This is a genomic window from Williamsia sp. D3 (genome assembly GCF_000506245.1).
Taxonomy (GTDB): Bacteria; Actinomycetota; Actinomycetes; order Mycobacteriales; family Mycobacteriaceae; genus Williamsia; species Williamsia muralis.
This window is the reverse complement of record NZ_AYTE01000026.1, coordinates 169,161-186,341: the sequence shown is the minus strand read 5'-3', so window position 1 is coordinate 186,341 and position 17,181 is coordinate 169,161. Positions and strand designations below refer to the sequence as shown.

General features: G+C 65.0%; 12 protein-coding genes and 2 pseudogenes. 7 read left to right on the top strand and 7 right to left on the bottom strand.

The annotated features are described in order from the left end of the window. The first annotated feature begins 65 nt into the window (after window positions 1–65). The 5 genes and pseudogenes from gap (at window position 66) to ppc (ending at window position 6,366) form a co-directional block, all read left to right on the top strand. Window positions 66–1,085 (top strand): type I glyceraldehyde-3-phosphate dehydrogenase, encoded by a 1,020-nt coding sequence (gap, locus tag W823_RS45930; protein WP_023959417.1) that lies wholly within the window; start codon window positions 66–68, stop codon window positions 1,083–1,085. Window positions 1,086–1,203: 118 nt separating this feature from the next. After that, window positions 1,204–2,339, top strand: a pseudogene (pgk, locus tag W823_RS45925) (phosphoglycerate kinase). A 1-nt stretch (window position 2,340) separates the two neighbouring features. Continuing rightward, window positions 2,341–3,129: a triose-phosphate isomerase gene (gene tpiA / locus W823_RS45920; RefSeq protein ID WP_023959415.1), complete on the top strand. Its 789-nt coding sequence runs from the start codon at window positions 2,341–2,343 to the stop codon at window positions 3,127–3,129. 136 nt (window positions 3,130–3,265) lie between these two features. Continuing rightward, window positions 3,266–3,499: a preprotein translocase subunit SecG gene (secG, locus tag W823_RS45915; protein ID WP_023959413.1), complete on the top strand. Its 234-nt coding sequence runs from the start codon at window positions 3,266–3,268 to the stop codon at window positions 3,497–3,499. Window positions 3,500–3,562: 63 nt separating this feature from the next. Then, a pseudogene (gene ppc / locus W823_RS45910) lies at window positions 3,563–6,366 on the top strand (phosphoenolpyruvate carboxylase). Between the two features lie 36 nt (window positions 6,367–6,402). On the opposite strand, the gene W823_RS45905 reads toward ppc, so the two are convergent. Together W823_RS45905 and W823_RS45900 are read right to left on the bottom strand one after the other, a co-directional pair. Then, window positions 6,403–7,548, bottom strand: coding sequence for an RNA polymerase sigma factor (locus tag W823_RS45905; RefSeq protein ID WP_023959411.1), 1,146 nt, complete (start codon window positions 7,546–7,548; stop codon window positions 6,403–6,405). A 6-nt stretch (window positions 7,549–7,554) separates the two neighbouring features. Then, complete coding sequence (locus tag W823_RS45900) at window positions 7,555–7,962, bottom strand: YciI family protein (RefSeq protein ID WP_030163110.1); 408 nt, start codon at window positions 7,960–7,962, stop codon at window positions 7,555–7,557. A gap of 166 nt (window positions 7,963–8,128) precedes the next feature. Between W823_RS45900 and W823_RS45895 the strand changes: the two genes are divergently transcribed. After that, window positions 8,129–9,400 (top strand): oxygenase MpaB family protein, encoded by a 1,272-nt coding sequence (locus W823_RS45895; protein ID WP_023959407.1) that lies wholly within the window; start codon window positions 8,129–8,131, stop codon window positions 9,398–9,400. Here the strand turns inward: W823_RS45895 and pgl are convergent, their stop codons facing one another. The 5 genes from pgl to tkt form a co-directional block, all read right to left on the bottom strand. Beyond that, complete coding sequence (gene pgl / locus W823_RS45890) at window positions 9,401–10,147, bottom strand: 6-phosphogluconolactonase (protein ID WP_023959405.1); 747 nt, start codon at window positions 10,145–10,147, stop codon at window positions 9,401–9,403. It lies immediately after the preceding gene. Next, the gene (locus tag W823_RS45885; RefSeq protein WP_023959403.1) at window positions 10,144–11,067 is read right to left on the bottom strand and encodes a glucose-6-phosphate dehydrogenase assembly protein OpcA; all 924 of its coding nucleotides are present in this window, start codon (window positions 11,065–11,067) and stop codon (window positions 10,144–10,146) included. Before W823_RS45885 ends, pgl begins: the two co-directional genes overlap by 4 nt. Window positions 11,068–11,146: 79 nt before the next feature. Next, entirely contained in the window at window positions 11,147–12,688 is a 1,542-nt protein-coding gene (gene zwf, locus W823_RS45880) for a glucose-6-phosphate dehydrogenase (RefSeq protein WP_023959401.1), read from the bottom strand. A 4-nt stretch (window positions 12,689–12,692) separates the two neighbouring features. After that, on the bottom strand, window positions 12,693–13,817 hold the full coding sequence (gene tal / locus W823_RS45875; RefSeq protein WP_023959399.1) for a transaldolase: 1,125 nt from the start codon (window positions 13,815–13,817) through the stop codon (window positions 12,693–12,695). A 30-nt stretch (window positions 13,818–13,847) separates the two neighbouring features. Next, a complete protein-coding gene (tkt, locus tag W823_RS45870; protein ID WP_023959397.1) occupies window positions 13,848–15,935 on the bottom strand; it encodes a transketolase in 2,088 nt (695 codons plus the stop codon). A 304-nt stretch (window positions 15,936–16,239) separates the two neighbouring features. On the opposite strand from tkt, the gene W823_RS45865 reads away from it, so the two are divergent. Further along, a complete protein-coding gene (locus W823_RS45865; protein ID WP_023959395.1) occupies window positions 16,240–17,160 on the top strand; it encodes a heme o synthase in 921 nt (306 codons plus the stop codon). The last annotated feature ends 21 nt before the right edge of the window (window positions 17,161–17,181 follow it).

Sequence of the window (17,181 nt, the reverse complement as noted above, 5' to 3'; positions counted from 1 at the left end):
GATCACTGCCGCAGAGGCGGGAGCCACACAATGGCCCAGCACACCGCATAGCTAAGGAGCTCACAGTGACCGTTCGGGTAGGCGTCAACGGATTCGGCCGGATCGGCCGCAACTTCTTCCGTGCCGTGGAAGCACAAAAGGCGTTGGGCACCACCGACGTCGAGATCGTCGCCGTCAACGACCTCACCGACAACGCGAGCCTGGCTCATCTGCTCAAGTACGACTCCATCCTGGGCCGCCTGCCGCAGGACGTCTCGCTCGAAGGTGACGACACCATCGTCGTCGGCGATCAGAAGATCAAGGCGCTGTCGCTGCGCGAAGGCCCGTCGGCGCTGCCGTGGGGCGACCTCGGTGTCGACGTCGTCGTCGAGTCCACCGGAATCTTCACCGATGCTGCCAAGGCGAAGGGCCACCTGGACGCCGGCGCCAAGAAGGTCATCATCTCCGCGCCCGCAAAGGGCGAGGACATCACCATCGTGATGGGCGTCAACGACGACAAGTACGACGGCAGCCAGAACATCATCTCCAACGCTTCGTGCACCACCAACTGCCTCGGCCCCATCGCCAAGGTCCTCGACGACGAGTTCGGCATCGTCAAGGGTCTGATGACCACGATCCACGCCTACACGCAGGACCAGAACCTCCAGGACGGACCGCATAGTGACCTCCGTCGTGCGCGCGCTGCCGCTCTGAACGTGGTCCCGACCGGCACCGGTGCCGCCAAGGCGATCGGGCTCGTGCTCCCGCAGCTGCTCGGCAAGCTCGATGGTTACGCACTCCGCGTGCCGATCCCGACCGGCTCGGTCACCGACCTCACCGCGAACCTCAAGAAGTCGGCAAGCGTCGACGAGATCAACGCCGCGATGAAGGCTGCCGCCGAGGGCCCCCTCAAGGGCATCCTGAAGTACAGCACCGACCCGATCGTGTCCTCCGACATCGTCACCGACCCGCACTCGAGCATCTTCGACGCGCCGCTGACCAAGGTGATCGAGGACCAGGTCAAGATCGTGTCGTGGTACGACAACGAGTGGGGCTACTCCAACCGCCTCGTCGACCTCATCGGCCTGGTCGGCAAGTCACTGTAATCCGGTCCTTCCAGCGCCAGGAGACGACGTACCCGTGACCACCTCGGTTCCCACCCTCGCCGATTTGCTCGAGACCGGAGTGGAAGGAAGGACCGTGTTGGTCCGTTCCGACCTCAACGTGCCTCTCGACGGCGGCAAGATCACCGACGCCGGACGCATCGTTGCGTCGGCGCCGACCATCAAGGCTCTGTCCGACGCAGGTGCCAAGGTCATCGTGACCGCACACCTGGGCCGTCCGAAGGGGGCGCCCGACCCGGCGTTCTCCCTCGCGCCGGTCGCCGAGCGTCTCGGCACCGAGCTGGGCCGTAACGTCCAGCTCGCCGGTGACGTGGTCGGCGGGGACGCACTGGCCCGCTCGGAAGGTCTGACCGACGGCGACGTGCTGTTGGTCGAAAAAAACGTGCGGTTCGATCCGCGCGAGACCTCCAAGGACGCGACCGAGCGCGAGAAGCTCGCCAAGGCGCTGGTGGAGTTGACCGGTGATGAGGGCGCGTTCGTCTCCGACGGATTCGGTGTGGTGCACCGGGAGCAGGCATCGGTGTACGACGTGGCAAAGCTGTTGCCGCACTACGCAGGTGGCCTGGTCGCAGCCGAGGTCGAGGTTCTGGCCAAGCTGACCACCGACACCGCCCGGCCTTACGCGGTGGTGCTCGGCGGCTCCAAGGTGTCGGACAAGATCGGCGTCATCGAGGCCCTGGCGCCCAAGGTCGACACCCTGGTGATCGGCGGCGGTATGGCGTTCACCTTCCTCGCCGCACGTGGCTGTCGGTCGGTTCGTCGTTGCTGCAGGAAGACCAGATCGAGGTCTGCAAGTCCTTGCTCGAGCGGTTCGGGGACGTCATCCACCTTCCCGTGGACGTGGTCGTGGCGGACAAGTTCGCGGCCGACGCCGAGGCCAAAACCGTGTCGGCAGAAGAGATCCCGGACGGCTGGATGGGATTGGACATCGGTCCCGAGTCGGTCAAGCGCTTCGCGGCGGTGTTGCACGAGGCCAAGACCGTGTTCTGGAACGGCCCGGCCGGTGTCTTCGAGTTCGAGAAGTTCGCCGCCGGCACCAAGGGCCTGGCCCAGGCGATCATCGAAGCCACCAGCGGGGGAGCGTTCTCCGTGGTCGGCGGCGGCGACAGCGCGGCGGCGGTCCGAACCCTCGGTCTCCCCGAGGACGGGTTCTCGCACATCTCGACCGGCGGCGGTGCGTCTCTGGAGTATCTCGAAGGCAAAGAGTTGCCCGGACTGAAGGTGTTGGAGAACTAGGATGGCCAATCGTAAGCCGCTGATCGCCGGCAACTGGAAGATGAACCTCAACCACCTCGAGGCCATCGGTCTGGTGCAGAAGATCGCATTCGCGTTGCCCGCCAAGTACTTCGACAAGGTCGACGTGACGGTGATCCCCCCGTTCACAGACATCCGAAGCGTGCAGACCGTCGTCGACGGCGACAAGTTGCTGTTGACCTATGGCGCGCAGGACCTCTCGGCGCACGATTCGGGTGCGTACACCGGTGAGATCAGCGGCGCATTCCTGGCCAAGCTCGGGTGCACATTCGTCGTGGTCGGGCATTCCGAGCGGCGCACCATGCACGCGGAGACCGACGACGTGGTGCTGGCGAAGACCAAGGCAGCGCTCAAGTACGAGCTGACCCCCATCGTCTGTCTCGGCGAAGGCCTCGAGGTGCGCGAGGCAGGCAACCACGTCGACTACAACATCGCGCAGCTCAAGGGATCGCTTGCGGGTCTGTCCGCCGACGAGATCAGCAAGGTTGTCATCGCCTACGAACCCGTGTGGGCCATCGGCACCGGCCGCGTTGCCAGTGCCGCCGACGCCCAGGAGGTGTGCGCGGCGCTACGTGCCACGATCGCCGAACTGGCCGACGCCAAGGTCGCCGACTCTGTGCGCATCCTCTACGGCGGATCTGTGAATGCCAAGAACGTCGGCGAGATAGTGGGACAGACCGACGTCGACGGTGCCCTGGTGGGTGGCGCGTCGCTCAAGTCCGACGAGTTCGCCACCCTGTCGGCGATCGCCGCCGGGGGACCGCTGCCCTGACCAACCGATTTTGTGCCCTTTTGGCGGTGCTGACCTGCGGGTTTGTTCGCCAAAAGGGCACAATTCTGGGATGGGGGACGCGGCCGGTACAGTTGAAGATCGGCCGTCAGTACAACTCTCTGATAGGAAACGACACGTGAAGCTTGCCCTGGACATCGGACTGGTGGTCACCAGCGTCTTGTTGATCGTGTTGGTCCTGCTGCACCGCGGCAAGGGCGGCGGACTCTCGTCGCTGTTCGGCGGCGGTGTGCAGTCGAGTTTGTCCGGCTCCAGTGTTGTGGAGCGAAATCTCGACCGCCTCACCGTGTTCGTCGGCGTCATCTGGCTGATCTTCATCCTCGGCATCGGTCTGGACATCAAACTCTCGTAACTTCCGCGGACACGGGCCATGTCCGAGATGCGCGAGCATGGACCGGCCAGAGATACTTGACCGGTGACTGACAAGCGCCCCATCGTGCCCCGTCCGGAAGCCGGCAGTACCGACCGTGAGCTCACCGAGCCACTCCGCGAGGACATCCGGTTGCTCGGCGGGATCCTCGGGCAGATCGTGCGCAAACACGCCGGAGAAGAAACCTTCGAACTGGTCGAGAAGGCGCGCGTCGAGTCGTTCCGGATCCGCCGCGACGAAATCGACCGCACCGAACTCGAAGAGCTCTTCCGCGACATCGACGTCCAGGACGCGATCTCGGTCATCCGGGCGTTCAGCCACTTCGCCTTGCTCGCCAACCTCGCCGAAGACATTCATCGCGAGCGTCGCCGCGCCATCCACGTGCGCGCCGGCGACCCTCCGCAGGCTCTAGTCTCGCCGCCACATATTCCAAGCTGTCTGCCGCCGGTCTGACCGACGAACAGGTGGGCTCTGCGTTGGCAGATGCGACCGTGGTGCCCGTGATCACCGCCCACCCCACCGAGACCCGACGTCGCACGGTCTTCGAGGTGCAGCGCCGCATCACCGACCTGATGCGCTTCGCCGGACGTACGGAACTGACACCCGCTGAACGCGACGACGTGCACACCGCGTTGAAGCGGCAAATCCTCACGCTGTGGGAAACCGCGTTGATCCGACTCGAGCGTCTCCAGATCCAGGATGAGATCGAGGTTGGTCTGCGGTATTACGATGCCGGGTTCTTCGAGGTCATTCCGCGGGTCAATGCCGAGCTACGGGCGTGGCTCCAAGAGCACTATCCATCTGCGGGCATCGCCGACGATCCGATCCTCCGGATGGGTTCATGGATCGGTGGAGACCGCGACGGCAATCCGTTTGTCACCGGTGAGATCGTGGGCATGGCGACCCGGCGTGCCGCGGAAACCGCTGTGGCGCATCATCTGTCCGAATTGACCGTCCTGGCACAGGAATTGAGCCTGACGTCGCGGCTGACCGAGGTCGACGACGAGGTGTTCGCGCTCGGTGGCGTGGAGCGCGGCACCCCCGACGCAGACGAACCTTATCGCCAGGCATTACGGGCCGTTCGGCGTCGATTGGCTGCAACCGCCGGTTCGTTGTTCGACGATCGTTTTGTGGCCGTCAACGACGGGGGCTTCCCCAAAGACGGGGCCGAGACGTACGCCGATGCCGAGCAGTTGCTGGCGGACCTCGACGTCATCGATGCGTCACTGCGCGCGAACGGCGACGACGAACTCGCCGATGACCGATTGCTGACTCTCCGCGAAGCCGTGCGCGCGTTCGGATTCCACCTTTCCGGCCTCGATATGCGGCAGAACTCGGATATGCACGAAGAGGTGGTGGCCGAACTGCTCGCCTGGGCCGGAGTCCATCACGACTACACGTCGTTGTCCGAGCACGAGCGGGTCGAGTTGCTGACGGCGGAACTGAGCAACCGTCGACCACTGGTCGGACCCGGCGCCACACTGTCGGAGCTCGCCGAGAAGGAACTGGCGATCGTTCGAGCCGCCGCCTCGGCGGTCGCCGCGTTCGGTCCACAGGCCGTTCCGAACTACGTCATCAGCATGTGCACATCGGTCAGCGATCTGTTCGAGGCGATCGTGCTGCTCAAGGAAGCAGGCCTGTTCGACCCCGGTGACGCGAAGACTCCTCCGACGTCGACCGTCAGGGTCGTCCCTCTCTTCGAGACCATCGAGGATCTGCAGCAAGGCGCGGCCACTCTTCTTGCAGCACTAGATGTTCCGTTGTACCGCGCGTTGGTTGAACAGCAGGAGGGCATGCAGGAGATCATGCTCGGGTACTCGGACTCCAACAAGGACGGAGGGTATCTCGCCGCGAACTGGGCGCTCTACCGTGCCGAACTCGACCTCGTCGAAGCTGCCAAGAAGGCCGGAATCCGGTTGCGGCTCTTCCACGGCCGGGGCGGTACCGTCGGCCGCGGGGGTGGGCCGAGTTACGACGCGATCCTGGCTCAGCCGCCGGGCGCCGTCCAGGGGTCGCTGCGCATCACCGAGCAGGGTGAGGTGATCGCGGCCAAATACGCCGAACCCGTTGTCGCCCGGCGCAATCTCGAGACGTTGCTGGCCGCGACCATCGAGTCGTCGCTCCTGGACACCGAGGGCCTCGGAGACGAAGCGGAAGCGGCGTACGCGGTGCTTGATGAACTCGCTGCGCTGGCTCGCCGGACCTACAGCGAGCTGGTTCACGAGACACCTGGATTCGTAGAGTATTTCGTGAACTCGACACCCCTGTCGGAGATCGGGTCGCTGAACATCGGCAGCCGTCCGGCCTCTCGCAAACAGACCGAGAAGATCTCCGACCTCCGCGCCATCCCGTGGGTCCTGTCGTGGTCGCAGGCGCGCGTGATGCTGCCCGGCTGGTACGGCACGGGTTCGGCGTTCGAGCAGTGGGTGGGGAACGACAGCAGCCGGCTGGAGACGTTGTCGGACTATTACGAGCGCTGGCCGTTCTTCCGAACGGTGATGTCGAACATGGCGCAGGTGATGGCCAAGTCGGATCTCGGTCTGGCCGAACGTTATTCGCGACTCGTCCCCGATGAGGACCTGCGTGTCAAGGTCTTCGGGATGATATCTACAGAGCATGAACGCACAACGGCCATGTACTTCAAGATCACCAAGACCGACGACCTCCTGGCCGACAACCCAGCGCTCAAACGGTCTGTCTTCAACCGTTTTCCGTACCTCGAGCCGCTGAATCACCTCCAGGTGGAGCTTCTGCGGCGTTACCGCGGCGGGGACGACTCCGAGCTGGTCCGCCGCGGCATCCAGCTCACGATGAACGGTCTCGCAACCGCTCTGCGCAACAGCGGCTGACGGCTCGCCTGGCCGGTCCGGCCGGCCAGGCGTCCCTCACTCGCGCAGGGCCGCGTTCAATCGTGCCGCCTGACGCGTGAGGTGGTCACGTTCGGGCACGCTGGGCGCTGATCGGGCGGCGTCGGCATACAGGCGCGCCGCGGTCTGGATGTCGCCGTCGCGTTCGTGCAGGTAGGCGCAGACGGCCGTGTACCGGGGCAGTGCGGTGTCGAGCCCGGCCAAGGCGGCCAGTCCGGCTCGCGGGCCGTCGGCCTCACCGACCGCCACAGCGCGATTGAGCCGAACGACCGGGCTGTCGGTGAGTCGCATCAGTTCGTCGTACCACTCCACGATCTGTACCCAGTCGGTTTCCGAGGCCGATCGGGCGTCGGCGTGCAGGGCAGCGATGGCGGCCTGCGCCTGGAACTCACCGAGGTTGTCGCGGGCGAGTGCGTTCTGGAGTACGTCGACTCCCTCGGCGATCATGCCGGTGTCCCAAAGGCTCCGGTCCTGATCGGCGAGTGGCACCAGGCCGCCGTCGGGGCCTATCCGTGCCGGTCGCCGGGCGTGATGGAGCAACATGAGTGCGAGTAGGCCGGAGACCTCCTCCTGCCGCACCATCGCATCGAGCTGACGGGTCAGTCGAATGGCCTCGCCGGCCAGGTCGATGTCGCCGGAATATCCTTCGTTGAACACCAGATAGAGCACCCGGAGTACCGTCGCGAGATCACCAGGCTGGTCGAAGCGGACGTCTGACACGGTTCGTTTGGATCTGCTGATCCGCTGGGCCATCGTTGCCTCGGGGACGAGATAGGCCTGCGCGATCTGCCGGGTACTCAGGCCGCCGACCGCCCGCAGGGTGAGCGCGACGGCCGACGCCGGCGTGAGAGATGGGTGGGCGCAGAGGAAGTACAGGTGGAGTGTGTCGTCGGCAACCTGGCCAGGGCCGGGCGGCGGCTCGTTCTCCGCACGGACCTCACGGTCACGCCGAGCGTTTTCCGACCGCACCGAGTCGAGGAACTTGCGCCATGAGACAGTGATCAGCCAGCCTTTCGGATCCCGTGGAGAATCAGTCGGCCACAGCTTCATCGCCTCCACCAGTGCGTCCTGCACGGCGTCCTCGGCCGTCGCGAAGTCCACTCCGCGACGTACGAGGACTCCGATCACAGCAGGCGTGAGGTTCCGTAAGAGAGCCTCATCCACCGCGTGTCACTCCGTGATCGCGGTGGGTGCGGTGAGGAAGGGGCGCACCTCCAGCCACTCGCGAAGAGGTTCACCGCCCGCACCGGGCGCCGCAGACAGTTCGGCAGCGAGCTCGAGAGCACGGTCATAGCTGTCGACATCGATTGCCATCCAGCCTGCGATCAGGTCTTTGGTCTCCGCGAACGGGCCGTCGGTGACCGGCGGGCGACCCTCACCGTCGTATCGCACGAACGTTCCCTCCATTGACAGCGCCTGGCCGTCCACGAACTCGCCGTTGCGTTGCAGGCGGGTGGCGAAGTCCTCCATGAACTGCATGTGGGCGGACACCTCCTCGGGCTTCCACTGGTCCATCGGCGTGTCGAACAGGGGTGCCGGGCCACCCCGGTAGTGCTTGAGCAACAGGTACTTGGCCATCATCTTCTCCTTGGTGGGTACGGCCCATTGTGGCCGTTTCACTACGGGGACGGAGTCGCTCGGTGCTTCTCGACATCGGCTTGTCCATGAATCCAGAAAAAGTGCCGGATGATGTGAGACGATTACGCAAAACAGTCTCAACCTTTTCTATACCCGAGGAGAACCTGTGTCCGCGACACTGCCAGACCAGCGTGTGCCCGTCCCCGGTTTCCCGACGGCCGTCAAGTACAGCGCGGCTCAGGACAACCGGTGGCTCAGGACTGTCCGTCGGGCAGCTGTCAAGACAACTGGTCGCGACCTCTTTCCCACGGATGAACAAATCCGGACATTCGCCGAAGACATGTTCCGCAGTGACGCCGTGGCCGAACGATTTGTCGACGAGGTGTACGGCGAGCTGGGAGCGCCCACTGCCCGCGCTCTTCTCGACAAGGCCTTGACGGAGGGGCTCGATTCCATCGAGGACCCTCCCGCAGCGATGAAGGCGCTGTTCGAGGAGTTCGAAACCGTCCCCGACTGGGTGGATCCGGCGATGATCGCCGAAGGAGAGGCCATCTGGCGTCGATGGGGCACCTCGTTGTTCAGCGTGGCGGGCGGCATCACCCTGGAGATGTATACCGAGGCGGCTGTGGCCACACCGCTGTCGCTGGCGGGCGGTTACGCGGGGGACAACGCCCTGCGTAGGTTCCTCGAGACGGCCCGTTTCTGGATCGACGTGTCCGAGCCGGACGCGTTGTTGACACCTGGATCGGCCGGCCGTGCCACAGCCATGCGGGTTCGCGTGATGCACGTGTGGGTGCGCCGAAAGGTCGCCGAGCATCCCGAATGGGACACCGAGCGGTGGGGTGTTCCCATCAGCCAGTCGTACCAGTTGCTGACGCTGCTCGGTGGCAGCGTCGTCCCGGCGATGGCTCTCTGGCTGGTGGGGGTGCAGACCTCGCTCCGGGAGATCCGGGTGCTGTTGCATTACCAGCGCTACCTCGGTCATCTCTTGGGCGTCCGGATGCAGTGGTATCCCGAATCGATCGCCGACTCGCTTCGGCTCCTGGCGTTCGTCAATTCCACCCGCAGTTACGACGCGGGCGATCACGGCGCCGAACTCATCGAATCGTTCCCAGCCGCATTTGCGCCTCGCGATGGTCACACGGGTGTTCGCCGCTTGCGTGAAAAGTACAACGCTACAATGTATTCCGCCTATTCGGCGGTTTTCATGATGCCGTGGACGCGCCACCGGTACAACATGCCGAGTGCGGCGCCCGGGATTGCCTGGATCATCGCGCGACTGCCTGCGGTGGTCCTGATCGAGACCGTCCGCCGGATCTGCCCTCCGTTCGCCCGGATCCACGAGACGATCATGCGCAAACACCGGGAGAATTGGCACGACGCCCAGATGGAGGGGCGATCGGCCGAGTTCGACGCCAGCGGGGGATTGCGGCGCTGATCAGGTGAGCTGCGACGCCGCGTCCGGGTCGACGAACCACACGGTTGCGTCCGTGCCGTGCGCCCCGGCACACGGCCAGTCCAGAGGATCGGCCCCACCGACTCCGGCGGCCACCGCCTCGGCCTTCTCGGCACCGGACACCAGGAACCAGACCTCGCGGGCCCGGGCGACAGCCGGGAACGTCAGCGTGATCCGCTGGGGCGGTGGCTTGGGTGAGTCGGTGACGGCAACCACGGTGGCGTCGGCTTCGGCAGTCGCCGCACTGTGGGGGAACAGAGAGTTGATGTGCCCCTCACCGCCCATCCCGACCAGGTGGACGTCGAACTCCGGTACCAGGTGGCCGTCGCCGGCTTTCGACGACAAAGTCGCCGCGTAATCGGCCGCTGCCGCTTCGATGTCGTCGCCGAACCCGCCATCGGATGCAGCCATGACGAACACCCGATCCGGTTGCACCGGAACGTGATTCAGTAGCGCGCCGTAAGCCTGCCCGGCGTTCCGTTCGGGGTCGTCGGCGGTGACGAACCGTTCGTCACCCCAGTAGATATCCACCGCGGACCAGTCGATGTCGCCGGAGTCCTTGGCCAGAGCTTCCAGCAGGGCGATTCCATTACTACCCCCGGTCAGTACCACCGAGGCGCTGCCGCGTGCCGCCTGCGCCGAGGTGACCGTGGCGATGAAACGCGCGGCCACCGACTCGACGAGCGCGGACTTGTCCGCGCAGTGGATCACCTGCGCATCGGCGTTCATGCGTGCACCTTGTCTTTCGCTCGGGTCAGCCCGTCGACGCCCTGCAGGGCGAGGTGGTAGATCTCGTCCGGATCGAGTCGCCGCAGCTCTTCGGCGAGGCAGTCGCGGATGTCACGACCAGGTAGGGCCACCTTGCCGTCGGGCTTGCCCGGAATGGAGATGATGGCCTGGTTGCTCATACCGACGCACAGCACCAGCGGTCCGGCCTCACGTTCGAGGGTCACCTTGAAGCTGCCGACCGATCGGGTCACCGGCACCTTCAGAACGGCATGCAACCAACCGGCGAGCAGATCGACCGCGGGAGATCCCGCAGGGCCTTCCACCTCGGCGGACACCGCTGCACTGTGCGGCGGTTGATCGAGCGCCGAGGTGAGCAAGGCGCGCCAAGGTGTGATCTGGGACCACGCGATGTCCGAGTCGCCGGGGGAGTACGTCCTCAGTCGGTCGGCGAGGGCTGCGGGCACATCGGATGCCTTGTTGGTGTCGGTGATACGGCGTCTTCCGAGCTGCCCCATCGGATCGGCGGCAGGATTCTCGGGTGGCCGGCCCGGCCACCACGTCACCACCGGTGTGTCCGGCAGCATGAACGGGATGACCACGCTCTCGCCGTGATTAGCCAATTCGCCGTAGAGATGCAGAACCACCACCTCCGACGCGCCTGCGTCGCCGCCGACCCGGATCTGTGCGTCCAGTCGCGACTTCATCCGACGGTCGCCGCACGACACCACGATCACCCGGCAAGGATGCTCACGGCTGGCTTCGTTGGCCGCGTCGATCGCGCCTTCGGTGGGTTCGCCCTCGTCCGAGCAGACGAGCAGGGTCAGCACCCGGCCCGACGTGAAAGCACCGCCGGCATCACGGATCTTGATGAGTTCCTTGCTGATCGCGGTGGTGCTGGTATCGGGCAGTTCGACAATCACGACTGGAACTCCTTCGTCGGCATGACTACAACTCCTTGGTCGCCCTCGCAGCGCTGCTGCTCCATCTGCCCGACACCGATCACGGACGTCGCCAGGTCCTTCCGTGCCGGGCCAGCATCTCCTCGGCCGATTTCGGACCCCAGGTGCCCGATTCATAACCGTCGGGCTTCCCGTTCGCTGCCCAGTGTTCGAGCACCGGGTCGAGGATCTTCCAGGACAGTTCGACCTCGGCATTGACCGGGAACAGCGATGGCTCGCCGAGCAGCACATCGAGGATCAGACGCTCGTACGCCTCGGGGGACGACTCGGTGAAGGCCTGTCCGTAACTGAAGTCCATGTTGACGTCCCGGACCTCCATGGACGACCCCGGCACCTTCGACCCGAAACGCAACGTGATGCCCTCGTCCGGCTGTACCCGGATGACCAGTGCGTTCTGGCTGAGCTCTTCGGTCATCGTCTGATCGAACGGCAGGTGCGGCGCGCGCTTGAACACCAGTGCGATCTCGGTGACCCTGCGGCCCAAGCGCTTTCCCGTCCGTAGGTAGAAAGGCACCCCCGCCCACCGCCTGCTGTCGACCTCGAGTGCGATGGCGGCGAAGGTCTCGGTGGTCGAGTCCGCGGCAAAGCCCTTCTCGTCCTTGAGCCCCGGCACCTCTTCGCTGCCCTGCCAGCCGGCTTCGTACTGTCCGCGTGCGGTGTTCTCGTCGAGCGGCAGGATGTTGCGTGTTGCGGAGAGGACCTTGATCTTCTCGGTCTGCAGTTCGTGCGGTTCGAACGAGATGGGTTCTTCCATCGCGATCAGGGCCATCAGCTGGATCAGGTGGTTCTGGATCACATCGCGGGCGGCGCCGATGCCGTCGTAGTAGCCGGCCCGGCCTCCGAGTCCGATGTCCTCGGCCATCGTGATCTGCACGTGGTCCACATAGTGCGAGCTCCAGACCGGATCGAACAGCTGGTTGGCAAAGCGCAGCGCCAAGATGTTCTGGACGGTCTCTTTGCCGAGGTAGTGGTCGATGCGGAACACCGAGTGCTCGGGGAAGACGGTGTTCACCACCGAGTTCAGCTCTTTTGCGCTCTCCAGGTCGTGACCGAACGGCTTCTCGATGACCACGCGCCGCCAATGGTCGTCGGACTGCTCGGCCAGCCCCGACTTCGACAGCTGCTCGCACACCACCGGGAAGGCCGCCGGCGGGATCGACAGGTAGAAGGCGTGGTTGCCCTCGGTTCCGCGCTTCTCGTCGAGTTCCCCGAGGGTGTCCCGGAGCTTCTCGAAGGCCGTGTCGTCGTCGAACGTGCCTTGGACGAACCGGAAGCCCTCGCTGAGCCGCTCCCAGACGTCCTCGCGGAACGGCGTACGGGAATGAGCGCGCACGGCGTCGTGCACCACCTCGGAGAAATCCTCGTGGTCCCAGTCCCGGCGGGCGAATCCGACCAGCGCGAAACCGGGGGGAAGAAGCCCCCGGTTCGCGAGGTCGTACACCGCGGGCATCAACTTGCGCTTCGCGAGGTCGCCGGTCACGCCGAAGATGACAAGACTGCTGGGCCCGGCGATGCGGGGCAGACGCTTGTCACGGTCGTCGCGCAGCGGATTCGTCCACTGCCCGGCTGCGTCCTTGGCCAAGGGATCAGGCCTTCGAGCCGGCTGCCAACTGCTCGGCGGTGGCGTCGATCAGTTCCTGCCACGCCACCTCGAACTTCTCCACGCCCTCGTTCTCGAGCGCCAGGAAGACGTCGGTGAGGTCGATCCCGATCGCGGAGAGCTTGTCGAACACCTCCTGCGACGCCGGACCCTGACCGATGATCGAGTTGGGGTTGACCTTCCCGTGGTCGGCGAAGGCATCCATCGTCTTCTCGGGCATGGTGTTCACCGTTCCGGGGGCCACCAGCTCGCCGACGTAGAGGGTGTCCGGCAGGCTCGGGTCCTTGACGCCCGTGGAGGCCCACAGTGGGCGTTGGGCGTTGGCACCCGCGGCGGCCAGTGCGCGGAAGCGCGGCTGCTCCTCGAACACCTTCTGGTAGGCGACGTAGGCGAGACGGGCGTTGGCCAGGCCGGCCTTTCCCTTGAGTGCCTTCGCCTCGTCGCTGCCGATGGCATCGAGTCGCTTGTCGATCTCGGTGTCCACGCGAGAGACGAAGAACGATGCGACCGAATGGATCTTGGACAGATCGTGTCCGGCTGCCGATGCCTTCTCCAGACCCTCGATGTAGGCGCCCATGACCAGTTCATAACGTTCGACCGAGAAGATCAGCGTCACGTTCACGCTGATGCCCTCGGCGATGACCTTGGTGATGGCCGGGATGCCCGCTTCGGTAGCCGGGATCTTGATCAGCAGGTTGGGACGATCGACGATCTTCCACAGCTCGACCGCTTGTGCGACCGTCTGGTCGGAATCGTGGGCGAGACGCGGGTCGACCTCGATCGAGACCCGCCCGTCGACACCCTTGGATGCCTCGTACTGCGGGGCGAGCACGTCGCACGCGTTGCGCACGTCGTCCGTGGTGACCGTGCGGATAGTGGCATCCACATCGGCGCCGCGGGCGGCCAGCTCGTTGACCTGATCGTCGTAGGCGTTGCCCTTGGACAATGCCGCCTGGAAAATCGACGGGTTGGTGGTGACACCCACCACCGACTTGGTGGCGATCAGTTCGGCGAGATTGCCGGACTGGATGCGGGTGCGAGAGAGATCGTCGAGCCAGACCGAGACGCCGGCCTGGGACAGTGCGGCAAGATTGGCGTTCTGTTCGCTCATTTTGCGCTCCAATTCAAGTGTTGTGCAGATTCAGTTGGTTTTTGCGACCGAACGCTCGGCGGCGGCGATGACGGCCTCTGCGGTGATACCGAACTTCTCGTAGAGCACCTTGTAGTCGGCAGAGGCGCCATAGTGCTCGATGGACACAATCTCACCGGCGTCGCCGACGATGCGGTACCACGGCATCGCGATACCCGCTTCCACGACCACTCGGGCCTTCACCGTGGGCGGCAGCACCGAATCGCGGTAGCTGCTGTCCTGCTCGTCGAACCACTCCACGCATGGCATCGACACGACGCGGGCATTGATTCCTTTGTCCTTCAGGGCCTTTTGCGCCTCGACGGCGAGGTACACCTCGGACCCGGTGCCGATCAGGATGACCTGAGGATCTCCCTCGGGCTCTGACAGGACGTATCCGCCCTTCGCCACACCCTCGGCCGACGTTCCCTCCAGGATCGGGATGTTCTGCCGGGTGAGCGCCAGCCCGACCGGATTGTGCCGCCGGGTCATGATTGCCTGCCAGGCGTAGGCCGTCTCGTTGGCGTCGCCGGGGCGCACCACGTCGAGATCGGGGATCGCGCGCAGCGCCGCCAGGTGCTCGATCGGTTGGTGGGTGGGTCCGTCTTCGCCAAGTCCGATCGAGTCGTGGGTCCACACATAGATGGGATCGGTCTTCATCAGCGCGGCCAGTCGTACGGCCGGCCGCATGTAGTCGGCGAACTGGAGGAACGTTCCGCCGTATGCGCGGGTCGGTCCGTGCCGGACGATGCCCGACAAGATCGCACCCATCGCGTGTTCACGGATACCGAAGTGCAGCGTGCGCCCGTACGGGTTCGCGCTCCAGTTCTTGGTGCTGATCCCGGTGGGGCCGAAGGACGCGGCCCCGTCCATGGTGGTGTTGTTGCTGCCCGCGAGGTCAGCCGAGCCACCCCATAATTCGGGCAGAACGGGTCCGAGAGCGGAGAGCACCTTGCCCGACGCCGATCGGGTGGCCACATCCTTGTCGCCGACCTCCCACTTGGGGAGCGCATCGGTCCAGCCGTCGGGCAGGCCGTTCACCACGAGGCGGTCGAGTAGAGCCTTGCGGTCCGGGTTGGCCTCGGCCCACTCGTCGAACGACTTCTCCCAGGCCTTGCGCCGTTCGGCGCCCCGGTCCACGAGCTGCCGGGTGTGCGCGATGACCTCGTCGGCAACCTCGAACGTCTGGTCGGGGTCGAAGCCCAGCAGCTTCTTGGTCTCGGCGACCTCATCATCGCCGAGCGCGCTGCCGTGGGCGCTGCCGGTGTTCATCTTGTTGGGCGCGGGGTAGCCGATGATGGTGCGCAAGACGATGATCGACGGCTTGTCGATCACGGCCTTGGCCTTCTCGACGGCCTCTTCGATCGCGGTGACGTTCTCGCCGCCTTCGACGTGCTGAACGTGCCAGCCGTATGCCTCATAGCGAGCGGCGACGTCCTCTGACAGCGCGATGTCGGTGTCGTCCTCGATCGAGATGTGGTTCTTGTCGTAGAACACGATGAGGTTGCCCAGCTGCTGGGTGCCTGCCAGTGAGCTTGCCTCCGAGGTGACGCCCTCTTCGATGTCACCGTCGGAAGCGATCACGTAGATGTAGTGGTCGAACGCGCTCTGGCCGACCGGTGCGTCCGGATCGAACAGTCCACGCTCGTAGCGTGCGGCCATGGCCATCCCGACCGACGAGGCCAGTCCCTGACCGAGTGGCCCGGTGGTCATCTCGACGCCGCGCGTATGGCGGTACTCAGGATGGCCGGGCGTCTTGGACTCGTAGGTGCGCAGCGCCTTGAGATCGTCGAGTTCGAGGCCGAATCCGCCGAGGTAGAGCTGGATGTACAGCGTCAGGCTCGAGTGTCCGCAGGACAGAATGAAGCGGTCGCGGCCCATCCAGTCCGTATCCGTGGGGTCATGCCGCATCACTCGCTGGAACAGCGTGTAGGCCAGCGGCGCCAAGCTCATGGCTGTGCCGGGGTGTCCACTGCCGCATTTCTGAACCGCGTCTGCGGCCAGAACCCGCACTGTGTCAACGGCTTTGGTGTCCACCTCGCTCCAGTCAGCAGGGTGTGAGGGCTGTGTTAGCGCGCGAATCTCATCTGTTGCTGACACGATCGTGTGAACTCCTCCAAGCTCGACTTTCAGTACATGGCAGGCTGCGAACAGCCCACGTCAAGCCTAGACGTCTCCCGGTCCCATGGCGCGATACGGGACTGAATAACTCTCTGGTTCACCTCCGGGGACCTGACCGGCGAGGTCAGGCGCCGGATCGGACCTCGATTGCCGTTCTGGGGTACCGGCCGTCTACCATTCCCTGTAGTAGGTGAGCGAGTCAGGAGATCTAGTGCGGATTGGGGAACGTGTGAGCGGACACGGTTTCGCCTCCTCCCCAGCGTCAGGTGGTGAGGCTCCGCCCATGCAGCGCCCCACCAGCATGCGCGGGAGGATCTCGGGAACGGCCTTGGCCTATCTCGCTCTCACCAAGCCGCGGGTCATCGAGTTGCTCCTCGTGGCGACCATCCCCGTGATGCTGCTGGCCGACCGCGGTCGGGTGGACCTGGCCCTGATGGCCTGGACCCTGCTGGGCGGCTGGCTCGGCGCGGCGAGCGCCAACACGCTCAACATGGTGGTCGACGCCGACATCGACCAGAAGATGAAGCGCACCGAACGCCGGCCCCTGGCCCGCCACGCGGTGTCCACCAGAAGTGCACTCATCTTCGGGATCGTGCTGGGCGCGGCATCGTTCGCGGTGTTGTCGACGCTGGCAAACCTGCTCAGCGCCCTGTTGGTGATGGCGACGATCGCGTTCTACGTCTTCGTCTACACGATGGTGCTCAAACGCCGTACGTGGCAGAACGTGGTGTGGGGCGGAGCGGCCGGCTGTATGCCGACCCTCGTCGGCTGGGCTGCCGTCACCGGAAGTCTGAGCTGGCAGCCTGTTGTGCTGTTCATGGTGATCTTCTTCTGGACGCCACCGCACACCTGGGCGCTCGCGATGCGTTACAAAGAGGACTACCGCGCGGCGGGTGTGCCCATGCTCCCCGTCATCGCCACCGAGATCCAGGTCACCCGGCAGATGCTCTTTTACACGTGGGCGACGGTGCTCAGCACGCTGGTGTTGTGTCTGGCCACGGGCTGGATCTACACGGCCGTGGCCCTCGCCGCAGGTGGCTGGTTCATCTTCGTGGTCCACAAGCTCTACCGCGCCACCCTGCGCGGTGAGGAAGTCACCCCGCTCAAGGTCTTCTTGCAGTCCAACGAATATCTCGCGATAGTCTTCTGCGGACTGGCGATCGATTCGGTGATCGGGTTGCCGACGCTGACAAGCCTGTTCTGACAGGCACCACCGGCCGCTGGC